The organism is Okeania sp. SIO2C9 (assembly GCF_010672455.1).
In the GTDB taxonomy this organism is placed as follows: Bacteria; Cyanobacteriota; Cyanobacteriia; order Cyanobacteriales; family Microcoleaceae; genus Okeania.
On sequence record NZ_JAAHGO010000049.1, the window covers coordinates 30,980 to 43,679 of the forward strand.

Below are 12,700 nucleotides of genomic sequence, written 5' to 3' on the forward strand. Positions count from 1 at the left end.
TCTTTAAACTTTTTTTCCTAAGTATTTTCTTTGGTTCAATAATCGCCTAGGGATCGATATTAATTATTTAAATAACTATACATATATTTACAATGTGAGTATATACTAAAGTAATCTAGAATAATTAGCCTCTCTAGGTATATACAATTTCTTTCGACAAATAAATAATATTGAAGTTTTATGGTTAACTTATCTAGCTTTAAGTCCTTAATCTTACCACCTCTTGAAAACTCCCTGCCAAAAACTTTTCAGGAGTTAACTTTACAAAATTTATCGTTATATGGTTTTCAAGTTGACAGTAATCAATCAGGAGAAGTGGCTGCTTTAAGACTAGAAGCTGAACCAAGATTGCCAGGAATAATCTTAACTGAAGAGGGACATATCTCAGGAATGATTTCCCGACAGCGATTTTTGGAGTATCTGAGTCGCCCTTTTGGACGAGAACTATTTCTCAAAAGGTCTTTAAAGACTTTGTATGAGTTCGCTTACACAGATTTTTTAGTGATGCCTGGAGATACTAAAGTTATAGAAGCTAGTAGTAAAGCTTTACAGAGACCAACTAACCAAGCTTATGAACCAATTGTGGTTGAAATCGAACCCTATGTCTACAGAATTTTAGATGTCCATCATCTGCTAATAGCTCAATGTCATATTCATGAATTGGCCAGTAATTTACTCCATGAACTTTATCAAGAATTGGAGACAGCTCACCAAGAATTAGAACTTCAAGCTTCTTTAGATGCTTTGACTCAAGTTGCTAATCGTAGAAGATTTGACCAATATCTAGCTCAACAATGGTTCCAAACGTCTAAAGAGCAGAACTCTATATCCCTCATCATGGCAGATATTGATTGTTTTAAAGGTTACAATGACACTTATGGTCATCAAGCTGGAGATAAATGTCTCAAACAAGTAGCTTTGGCAATCAATCAAGCTGTTCAAATGTCACTTCAAACAAATAAGGAAAATTTAGTAGCTCGTTATGGAGGAGAAGAATTTGCTATAGTTTTACCCAAGATAAATGCTATTGATGCTGTTTCTGTAGCTGAAAAAATTCGTTCTCATGTCAAGTCATTAAATATTATTCATCAAGCTTCTGTTGCCTCAAAAGTTGTAACTTTAAGTTTAGGACTCGCCACAACTGTACCTCAACTGGGTGGCTCACGAGAAGCATTAATTTCTGAAGCAGATCGAGCACTTTATCAAGCTAAAATTAAAGGCCGCGATCGCGTTCTCCTTAGTTAAGGTTAGCTCTGGATAAATTATATCACCTCCGGTAGAATCGTTAGTGTATAAAATTACGTCACAATTAGAGGGAACCCTTCTTCCTGATAACTCCTGTTCTCTGTCTCCCTTTCATCAAACTTTAGGTATATAACCGGACATGATATTACAGTGCTTTTCAAATGAATGAACCACAAATATCTAAAATAGAACTGTATAAGGAGTAATCGCCTCAACTTATAGTTGAATATTAATGATGAGCATCAAAAATTATCATCAACTTTCTTCAAATAACAAATCAACCGTTTTCAGATTTATTCAGCGAACCCTAAATATTGCTTAACTATTCAAGCTAATTTTCTGCTTCTAACTTCTTGAATCAACTAATTTTATTTCTGAGTACGACGACTTCTAGGAGGAACGACTTTTGGGGAAGTTGATTTACCGGGAGTGGACTTACGTCGCTGTTTCTGAGGCTTGACTTTGGGAATTAAGCTAGATAAACCTTTCGTTTTGAAGCGTTTGTAAGCTGAACTACTCCAGTCACTAACAGAATGACTCATTGCACCAAGTTCTAGACCCACTAATAAAGCGATTACTTCTTGATAATGCAGGGAAAGCGATTGCCATAAGCTTTCAACAAACCCTAAAATACTCCATTCCAGCCCCAGTAATTCATCTATAATTAAACCAAATACAACCACCATTCCCAGCCATGTCAAAATATACAGCAGTCGTAGTGCAGTACCAATTATAGGTCCGTGAGATAAAAAGGAGCGATGATTCAGACTTGTTTGGTAGGGTCGCCAAAGCCACTTAAACCAACCCCATCGTTGAAATTGCCGAGAATTAATGTCCAGGTCTGGGCCAAACATTAGCCCACTGAACAAAAAACTCCCAGAAACAAATAAGGTTAAGTGGGTACTACGAATTAACCCAAAGCTTAAGCTTGTTACTATGGGTAAACTCCACAAGGTTATCCGGTCATGGGTGCTACCACTGGGCATAGCAGATTTAATCTAGGCCAAAAAATGCATAATCTATTTATCAAACTTAGCAGATAAAAGATACTTTTTTTTACTTGCATATTTAGTAAGATGTGTTATACTTATAAAAGTTGGGCGGTTAGCTCAGCGGTAGAGCGCCTGCCTTACAAGCAGGATGTCACTGGTTCAAATCCAGTACCGCCCATAAAATAAATCTAGGTATTAGTTAAGTTTATGTTTTTGGTAATCATTTTTGATTCCTAAATTTAATTAGATAATCTTAGATAATCAAAACCATTTATATACTTATTCTTAATTTATACCTTAATTTTCTCCTTTTCCAGTCTCTGTGAAATGTTGACTATATTAGTTTTGACTTTAGTGGACTAGACTACTTCTGATTTAAGCATATCTACTTTGAAGTGAAAGTCCCAGTATTAGAGCTGATTTTTAACTCGTGCTAAAACCCTTATTTCATCTAACTCTCAGGGATTTAGGCATTATTGGACTATAACTCCCAAAACCCTTGTATTGCCAGAGATTCAGCCTCTTAATATTTATTTGAGAAATCAGCTCTTAATGAAAATTGAATGGATATATTTGTATAGGTACTTATTACTTTTAATTCGCACAAAGGCGATCGCCATATCAAATTTTATTTGACCGAATAATTAATCATTAATCATTATTAATTAAATAATTCAGCTTTATTAGCCTCCCTTTTCAAGGGGAAAATAAAGAAATAATATTTCCTTATGTTCAATCAAGAACGGTTTTAACCAGAGGTAATTATCCATTATCCATTATCCATTATCCATTAATGAACGGACAATCAAGGTTTAATATCATGTCCGAAGGCAATCGTTTGTGTAAAAGTTAGCGTGGATATCTATAGGAAATTTAAGTTTTTTTTCTTGCTCTTATACCAAATTCAAAAAAGGTAGTTACATCTTAATTTGTGATTTATTGCTACAATTAAAAATTGTATATATCCATCAAATGTCAAAATTAAGCATTTTTTCCTCTTTTTTATCCAGTTTTTCTTTCCCTGTTGTCTGTTCCCTGTTGTTTGTTCCCTGTTGCCTGTTGCCCGTCTCGAGACTGTAGCAATATTTTATGAAATTGGCATTAAGCCTTCCTGCCTTCCGGAGCTGTTGCCTACCTTTGCTATACAACAACGATGCTACCCGACACGATGTCAAGCTTGTGCCTCTATACCACGGACCTTCACTATACAAGCAGCAAACAAGAAAAATTTTTCCTTTTAGTAAATCCTCTTCTTTTCAATTAAAGGTAAAGGTAATAGTTAATTATTAATTGTTAAAATTCTATCCTATTCTTCTGGTGCCTTCTCTTGAACTCCCTGTATAATTCTAGATAATTCACTTTTCTCGTTAACTACAATTCTAGTAGGAGAACCACTAATAATTCTTTCATAGCTACGGAAGGAATCTTTAATCTCAGGACCATTTGATGTTATTGTATATTCTCTAATTCCTTTATCATGCCATGAACCACGCATTTTGAAGACATTAATAGCCCGGGACATTTCACCACGAATTTCGACATACTGTAGCATGATGATTGTATCAGTAATAGTAGAAATATGAGTATTTGTAATAGAATGAGACCCCATAAATTGATCGGTGGTATTAGTAAAAAAGCCTGTTATTTCTTCTTGCTTGGCAAAACCTGTAACCCCAATCACAAATTGTCTAAAGGCATTATTGCTTACTCCTCTTGCCAAAGCAGATAGAGAATCAATAGCTATTCTAGAAGGTTTAAAGTTGGCAATTTCTGATTTAATAATTTGTAAGTGGTCTTCTAAACCTGCTGATTCTGGGTAGCTACACAAGATTCTTAATAATCCCTTTTTTTCTAATTCTTCAAAATCTATACCCCAAGAATAGGCATTACGAAATAATTGAGCACGAGATTCTTCATAAGCAAAAAGCATCGCAGGTTCATTATTTGTACAACCATTTTCTAAGAATTTACTTACTAAAAGAGTTTTTCCTGTACCTGTAGCTCCAGTTGCTAATATGATTGAATCTTTAAAGAAACCACCTCCACACATTTTATCTAGAACTTCATCTCCAGAGGAAACTCTAACATTTGAAGAACGTTGAGTTAGTCGCATTGCTCCTAGTGGGAATATATTTACACCATCATTAGTAATCGTAAATGGATATTCCCCCTTCATGTGGGTTGTCCCCCTAAGTTTTAAGATTTCCATGGTTCGCCTTCTACGCTCGCCTTCTAGAGCATTACGAACTATAACAACATTATCCGAGACAAATTCTTCTACTCCAAATCTGGCTACTGGACCATATTCTTCTACTCTTTCTGTAGTCATAATTGTAGTTGCACCAACTTGTTTGAGTCGGGCAACTAAACGAAATATTTCTCTTCTAACTACAGAAGCAGCATCATATTGTTGAAATACAGCAGTTACTGAATCAATAGAAACTCTTCTTGCTTTGTATTTACGAATGGCATATTGAATTCTTTCTATTAAGGCAGATAAATCAAAATTTCCTACTATATCTTGCCCCTCTGGATCGGGAGAAGCATCTAGTATAAATAATTTCCCATCATTAACTAATTTTTGTAAATTCCAACCAAAACTGTAGGCGTTTTTAATAATATCGTGGGGAGATTCTTCAAAGGTTACAAATACTCCTGGTTCATCAAAATAGATAATTCCATTGTAAAGAAACTGAATAGCAAGCAATGTCTTACCAGTTCCAGATGTACCACTTACTAATGTGGTTCTGCCAACTGGCATACCCCCATGACTGATGTCGTCAAACCCCTCAATCATGGTCCGAATCTTTTCAACTCCTACTGTTGCTATTTCATCTCTTTTAATAGATTCACTATTTTCATTCATATTTTTATCTTTGGAATATTAAAAAAATTTTAGCTATCCGCAAATATATAAATATATCTACATATATCAGGATTGTCGCACCATAATGTACAGTTTATGGCATTTTTAATTTTGGTAGAACACAGAGAAGTCTGCTCTCTGGCTTTTGCTTGAAGGCAAAAGTCTATATGCCATACCTCAATAAAAATCACGACTATGTCCAGAGTACTTATATCACAAAATACTAAAATTTATGTTAATTGTATCAAGAAGTTCATTTTAGAGATTAAATTCGTCTTCATTGAGTTCCTCATAAAGTAGATCTAATCCAATTAATACTTTTTCTCTATCTGAAAGATCCCCAATAATTTTTCTCACAGGTGGGGGTAATATTTTTGACAAAGTTGGTGTGGCCAATATTTTATCCTCTTCTGCTAATTGAGGATTTTTTAGTACATCTATTACTTTTAGGGCATAAACTCCTTGAAATTCTTGCTCAAGGATTTCTTTGAGTGTCTTTAGCGCCCGCACAGAATTAGGAGTATTTCCAGCAACGTACAACTTTAAAACGTAGGTTTTCTTCAGGGGACTCATAGTTATTCTCTAGTGATTTTTTTGCTGTTTGAAGAGTTTTTTCTTGATGAACAGAGTTTTTAACTATGTTTAAATTTTACAAAATTTACAAAAAAAATTATATTTTTTATCCTCCTAAGGTAGAGGTTAGCAGGGAGTAAGGGATAGTTACTTTTGTCTACCCCTTTTCACTATTGGGTTTAATGTTCCACGGCTCATCTTTAAGATTAATCAATCTGGGTGGAGTTTAATCCCCACCTCAATTGCCCCAACTCCCATACGTTCCAAATTCGACGGTTCTTCTACCCAATTCCCTTGTTCAATTTGAAGGTTCATTTATTCATTGAAATATATTTGATAATGTAAAAGTCTTAAACTTTATTAAAGGCACATTATTTATTTATAAAATAAAATTTTCAATCAAGAATACTTTACCTGGTATGTATATTGAAAGTTCTTAAGCTTACCTATATATTTATGAACTTTACACTTACTTTTCATAAATAGTTAGACTATCATTTCAGTGCTACAATCTTGAGCTAGTTAATTATTATTTTATAATTTCAAGTTTTTAAGATTCTCTAGGAATAGAACGTCGGTACATTTCACATAGGTGTGCTATTGTATCTATAAGAGTTAATCGGTAATCTAGTAATATTTCCTCACTACGTCCTTCTAACTGTAATTGTTTGGAAAATTCATCCATTAAGTCCATGTGAATTTCTACAATTTGTGTTACAGGAACATCTGAGAAAAAACATAAATTGACAAACTCATCTATTTGATTGTTGAGGGAATTATCTTTAGAAAAATATTTGAGAACAATGTGACGGTAATCTAAGTTAAGTTTATCTAAAAACTTACGTCGCTCTTCTGGAGGCATATTCCTAATGAAATTTATGGGATTCCTTTTGTAATACACACCGAGGTATCCTAATCTTTCTCTTAATTTTTCAGATAGTCTACGTTGTTGTTGATTGAGTGAATTTTTGGTACTATCATCGGCAATTTGACTAGATTTTTGAGATTTATCTGTTGAAGAATTACTGGGAGAAAGTTTCAGAAATTTTTGAATTGACTGCCCAATATAAAAATCAATTTGGCTTAGTTGGTTGATTAATAATGAAACTTCTGCTTCGTGGTAAATAAAACTTGAATCGTTATGCTGTTCGTGAGATTTAGTAAAATTAGTATTAGCTAAACTATGATTATTCTCGTCGCGTTCAGATTTAAGTTGTTTGATAATTACAGCAGGTAGTAAAATTGATTGATATTGTAACTTCTCAATCAAAGAAGTTAGTTCAGAATATTCTTGGAATATCAGACAATCTATGTTATTATTTTCCTCAACAAGCTGGAAAAATTCTCTGGAAGAATTAGTCAGTGCCACAAGATAGCGATCGCTACTTAGTAATTTCATTACTGAATTAGCAAATTGATCGTCATATAGGTATACACAGACAGATATTTGAGTAGACAAAGTTTTAGGTACAGTAGTTAAATCTTGGTTAGGGTTAGAATCTTTATCTTGAGAAATCTCCATTACAAAATAATTATTATATTAAACATCTAAACACAAACTTTAACAAATATTAACATATATCGTCTCTATATTTTCTTTGTAAGGAAGATAGCATAAGGAATATAGCTTGATTATGAATAATATGCACCCAAATTATATTTAATTTCCCAACCCAAACTCAAGAATATCTCTAACATAGCACTAGCTTAACGCAGTTGTATCCGTGTACAGGATATTTAATTCTGTGGTGATCACCAATCAGTATCAAGATTTTAACTAACCGTAAATTATAGAGAAGTTTCCTACAAGCGTGTTAACGTAACGTAGCTATTTTTCATAATCTTGTAGATAGTAGATAAATGTGGGGATAATTAGGTTTAGTAATAATGGCCAAAATTATGGTTAGGTTAGTCAAAATACGCTCATCGAATTACGAACTTTCTCTCAGCATATAATATGCTCTAACTTTCATGTCAATGGCCTACACTACTTTAAAAAAATTTATATCTTCTATACCAATCTGCTTACACACAGAAAATTTGCAGGTAGTATGGTCAATTCTCTGTAAAGAAAAATACAATGAGTTAGTAGTAGTAAATCATCAGCACAAACCACTAGGACTAATTTACTTACATAATTTAATTCAGTATATAGATTTAAAGCCTGAAACTCAACCCGATCAAAATGATGCTCTAATTTTGAATTGGCAACAACCTCTATCTGAAGTAGATTCTTTAACACTTAATGGCCTGAGAGTATTGTCAGCAGATTTAACTATTACTGAGTTATGGCCATATCTCCAGACACAATCAGAAGGGCAAATTAATGAAGAATCTGATACTTTAGACATTGCACCTCCTAGTACACCTATTGCAGTAGTAGACAGGGAAGGTAAATTTTTAGGACTACTAGATACCTGGCGTCTACTAGAATTTATTGCTACAAATCAAGCTCTAGAGACAAAATTGAGTAGCAAAAATTGTATCTCTGCTCCAGAAAATTCTATCAAAACATCTGGGAAGTTTTTACCTACACCTACTGCCAAGGAAAATTTGCAACCCCAGGCAACAGCAGAGACTTCTTCCTACCTCTATTCACTCATAGAACTTTTAGAAAAACTGCCTCTACCTCTAATGTTACAGAGCAATGACGGCGAAATTATTAAGCAAAATCTGGCATGGCGTTCTCAGATAACAAAAGAATCTGATTTGATGGAAATTGCAGATGCTGTTGTAAACTTGTCTACCAAAAATATCAAACAACAGTCCAGAAGAGTCGAAATGCCAGATTCTCTAGCAGTAGTGAAAGATATGATTACATTATCATGTCCAGCTACAACTAATTGGAGATTTTCTCCTGCAACACTTTTACAAGAACGAGCAAAATTGCCAGAGTCAAATTCTGCTTCTAGCTTTTGTTATTACACTCAACCAAATACCTACCTTTGTACTTGTCCTCAAAAAAATGGCCAGGAACGAGTATGGCAGTTTAGTAGTCAACCATTGTTTGACTTGACATTAATTTTAGCTCAGGATGTCACGGAGCAACGCTTGATAGCGAAGGAGTTGGAAGCTAAAAATGCTGATTTGATTCAGCTTAATCGACTTAAGGACGAATTTTTGGCTTGTATTAGCCATGAGCTGAAAACGCCATTAACCGCTGTATTGGGTTTATCTAGTTTGTTGAAGGAGCAAGCTCTGGGGAGTCTTAATGAACGTCAAGCTCGTTATGCTCAACTAATTCATCAAAGTGGTCGTCATTTAATGGCTGTAGTTAATGATATTCTAGATTTGACTCGCATGGAAACAGGCCAGATGGAGTTGAACTCTGAACCTGTGGAGATTCAGAAAGTTTGTGATCGTGCTTTTCAAGAGGCTTTACAAATTCAGTATAAAAATCCTCAAGACTCATCTTCTTCCTCACTACCTGATTCTTTAAACGCAAAGTATACATTGGAAATAGAATCTGGTCTAAATATTTTTATTGCAGATGAGTTGCGTTTGCGTCAGATGTTGGTAAATTTGTTATCCAATGCTTTGAAGTTTACTTCAGCGGATGGCAAGATGGGATTGAAAGTAGCTAAATGGGAAAAGTGGATAACTTTTACAGTTTGGGATCATGGTATTGGCATCCCAGCAAACAAGCAACATTTGATTTTTCAGAAGTTTCAACAATTAGAAAATCCTCTAACTCGTCAGTTTGAAGGAACTGGTTTAGGTTTGGTATTAACTCAACGTTTAGCTCGTTTACATGGTGGGGATGTGACGTTTATTTCTCAGGAAGGTAAAGGAAGTGAGTTTACGTTAATTTTGCCGCCTAGTCCGCCTCCAAAAGATTTAGGAACTGAAGGATGGGAAACAAATGATTATCTCAAAGAGCAAGGATTAATTCCTACTAGGCAAAGTGAAGTTGGTACAAAAAAACATAAGAAATTACCTGTTAATAATTACGAAGTACCTGTTATTAATTATTCATCTCGTTTAGTTTTAATTGTTGAAGCAGTACCAAGATTTATTGAAGATTTAACGAGTAAATTAACAGGTTTAGGTTATCGAGTTGTTATTGCACGTTCTGGCACAGAAGCGGTGGAAAAGGCGCGAAAATTACAACCAAAATTTATATTTCTTAATCCATTACTGCCTCTTTTATCGGGTTGGGATGTATTAACTCTGCTGAAAACGGATATTGATACTTGTCAGATTCCTGTAGTAATAACTGCTACTAGAGGGGATAAAGAACGAGCGATCAATAATGGTGCAAATAAGTTTTTAAGTTTGCCTGTGGAACAATTAGAATTAGAAGAAATTCTGGCAGAATTTCCTGATTCAGTAGAACAAAATCATTATCAAAAGTTAGTACTTCTGCGCTTAATTCCAGGTAAATATGAGTTTCAGCAGTCTACAGAAGAAAGTTCTATTTATGAGGATAAGTTCCTTTCTTTGCCTGGAGAATACACAGTAATAGAAGCAGATGATTTAGCTCAAGCAAATTTACTTGCTAAGATTTGGCAGCCTCATGTCATTCTCGTTGAAAAAATTAGTAATTCAGTAAGTCCAGTTAAATTTATTAATCAACTCAGTCAATATTCTGCTTTAAAAGCTATTCCTTTAGTAACTCTAGATTCTGAAACTACTCAAGTGGCTAATCAAGTGAAAGAATTGTCTGTGTTTCCTTGTTTAGCTTTTGAGAAAAATGACAATAATTTAACAGAAACAAAACTTGATTATGAATCTTTAACCTCTGCGTTGTGTCAAGTAATTTCTATTGCTGCGGGTATGAACTGGCTGCCAACTATATTAGTTATGGATGTGGCAAATATTAAGGATTTTACAGTACCTTTAACAGATGTTTTGTCTGAGGAAGCTGTTGTTAATTTCTCAGATTTTACTCCTGAGCAAAAGGGGAGAGACTTAGGAGATAATACTTTTAGTTCTCCGATTTTTCCTGCTTTGAGTTCTGATTTAGAAGTGGCTAATCAAAGTTGGAAATATTGTGAACAAACAAAATTACCAATTGATAGTACACAGGTATTAGTTCAGTATATTCAAACTTCTGGGTTTAAAGGTTTAATTGCTAAATCTTGGGTTGAAGTTTTGTCACAATTGAAAAATCAGAGTGTGGATTTATTATTAATTTGTTTACGGAGAAATTTACCACCTGGTTTGGATAAGGCATTATCTGATTTAGAGCAAATAGTTACAAAACCTCCTATATTAGTGTTGGAATATTCTGATTATAAATTACCCAAAAATATGACGCTAGAAAGTCTAAATTTAGTCTTGAGCAAGATTGCTACAAAAATTTTGCCTTCTGATTTACCAATAGTAGATTTATTGGAGGAAATTAAGGGTCAGTTGATATTTTAGGGAGTGGGGAGTAGGTAGTAAAGAATCAGAAGTAATCCTTGACTGAGTTTGAGCATTTATAAATCAGGACTTACGCAAATTTACTTTTAAACCACCATCTGTAGGGGTAAATAGTATTCTTTATCGCTATATGTAGAGTCTCTGCGTAAGTCCTGTAAATGTCTTAACTAACTTATCTCAACGTTGGTTGAAGACCCCCGCTCTCCCGTAGGGGAGCGTCGGGATGAAAACCAATCAATCTTGAGGTTTTCCAGATAATTTGTTAAAATGCAAGTGTGACTCAACCAAAAACCAAGGTTGAGACTACTATCGCTTTTTAATCAAGTCGCCGAGGGGCACTCGGAGACGTTAAACGGACACGGAGGAAGCGTTAGACTGACTGGCAAGCCAGCATTTTCCAGCGAGGTGTCAACTCGCCCTGAATCATTTGTTCAGCTTGGTCTGTTTGAATGATGGATGGGAATCCCGTGCTGTACCCTCAGGTCAGCGTCGGGAGGATGTCAAATCAGGTTACATTAATTAACTACGATACAAAAAGATGGCGTAGATAATTGAGTCATCTAAAGATGACTTAAACTATTAGCCAAGGATTGAAATTCTTGGCTTGGCTAGCCATCGGGTCAGGTATAAAGTTTAAAGTTGTGTGGCAATGTCTACCGCCAAGCCAAGAAATAAATTTCTTGGCTCATAGCAGAAGTCATCTAAAGATGACTATTTTCCCATGGGGATAGAGGAAGAGTCGTTTCATTTATTTAAGCTCCCGAAGCTGGATGATAGAATTTTTCTGTTCTCCATACAGATAGAGGAAGGTTCGTTTCATTTGCTGAAGTTCCAGGAGGCGGATGAGATGATGAAAATTTTCTCTTTCCCATAGGTCTAGAGCAAAAGTCGTTTCATTTGCTGAAGTTCCAGGAGGCGGATGAGATGATGAAAATTTTCTCTTCTACATACAGATAGAGTAAACGTCCTGCTACAATTTCCCATAAGTAAACAGCAAAAATAGTCTGAAGTTATTGTCAGTTAAGATTTTAGTGCAAATAAATATTCTTTTGTGATGAGAAGAGTGCAGATCGAAATAAACTATATAAAAATTTGCTTGCTAGGTTGCCTTGCAGTAGCTGGATTCGATTTAGTATCTATAAATTGCACAGAATCAAAAGTATTAATCCACAAGTGAGCGCCACAACTTGCTGGTTTGTAAGGTCGATAGACGATTTGGCAAGGACCTGAAATATATAACTCATAACCATAATAGTTCTTACCGCCGTGCTTAACTGACACTACAGCTTCCAATTCTGTTGGAGGCTTACTTTTATTACTTTGAATTTTGTTTTGATTGACATGAATCATTTTTGGTGTGGTAGATTCTCTCTTGCGCCACATACCTTTCGGACCGCGCCGAGCCGGAATTATTACAGGCATTCCACTCGAAGATACTGGTATTTCCCAGAATCTACCTTTTTTTTCGGCTCCTTTAACTCTTCCTTGAGCTAATAAAACTAATAAACGTTGACGAGAGATACCTAATAAAAAAGATGCTTCTCTAGTACCCATAATTTTTTCTTAACTGTTGGACAATAGTAAGTGTTTAATAAAAAGGTAACTTTCTCAAAGTAATAGAGAGAGTATTTTATGCAAGTTACCTAAGAATAAATGT

General features: G+C 34.8%; 7 protein-coding genes and 1 tRNA gene. 3 read left to right on the top strand and 5 right to left on the bottom strand.

The window, feature by feature from the left end; all coding sequences use genetic code 11:
- Positions 1-180 precede the first annotated feature (180 nt).
- Positions 181-1,245 carry a GGDEF domain-containing protein gene (locus F6K23_RS27995; protein ID WP_293161873.1) on the top strand — a complete coding sequence of 355 codons (1,065 nt, stop codon included), beginning with the start codon at positions 181-183 and terminating at the stop codon, positions 1,243-1,245.
- Positions 1,246-1,613: 368 nt separating this feature from the next.
- Here the strand turns inward: F6K23_RS27995 and F6K23_RS28000 are convergent, their stop codons facing one another.
- Positions 1,614-2,231, bottom strand: coding sequence for a metal-binding protein (locus F6K23_RS28000; RefSeq protein WP_293161874.1), 618 nt, complete (start codon positions 2,229-2,231; stop codon positions 1,614-1,616).
- 112 nt (positions 2,232-2,343) lie between these two features.
- Here F6K23_RS28000 and F6K23_RS28005 point away from each other — a divergent pair.
- Positions 2,344-2,415 (top strand) — tRNA-Val (locus F6K23_RS28005).
- A gap of 1,128 nt (positions 2,416-3,543) precedes the next feature.
- On the opposite strand, the gene kaiC is transcribed toward F6K23_RS28005, so the two are convergent.
- The 3 genes from kaiC to F6K23_RS28020 form a co-directional block, all read right to left on the bottom strand.
- Complete coding sequence (gene kaiC, locus F6K23_RS28010) at positions 3,544-5,103, bottom strand: circadian clock protein KaiC (protein WP_293161876.1); 1,560 nt, start codon at positions 5,101-5,103, stop codon at positions 3,544-3,546.
- 258 nt (positions 5,104-5,361) lie between these two features.
- Positions 5,362-5,676, bottom strand: coding sequence for a circadian clock protein KaiB (gene kaiB / locus F6K23_RS28015; RefSeq protein ID WP_124155262.1), 315 nt, complete (start codon positions 5,674-5,676; stop codon positions 5,362-5,364).
- 550 nt (positions 5,677-6,226) lie between these two features.
- Complete coding sequence (locus F6K23_RS28020) at positions 6,227-7,198, bottom strand: circadian clock protein KaiA (protein ID WP_293161877.1); 972 nt, start codon at positions 7,196-7,198, stop codon at positions 6,227-6,229.
- A 455-nt stretch (positions 7,199-7,653) separates the two neighbouring features.
- Between F6K23_RS28020 and F6K23_RS28025 the strand changes: the two genes are divergently transcribed.
- A complete protein-coding gene (locus F6K23_RS28025) occupies positions 7,654-11,043 on the top strand; it encodes a hybrid sensor histidine kinase/response regulator (protein ID WP_293161879.1) in 3,390 nt (1,129 codons plus the stop codon).
- 1,080 nt (positions 11,044-12,123) lie between these two features.
- On the opposite strand, the gene F6K23_RS28030 is transcribed toward F6K23_RS28025, so the two are convergent.
- Positions 12,124-12,597: a hypothetical protein gene (locus F6K23_RS28030; protein ID WP_293161881.1), complete on the bottom strand. Its 474-nt coding sequence runs from the start codon at positions 12,595-12,597 to the stop codon at positions 12,124-12,126.
- Positions 12,598-12,700 lie beyond the last annotated feature (103 nt).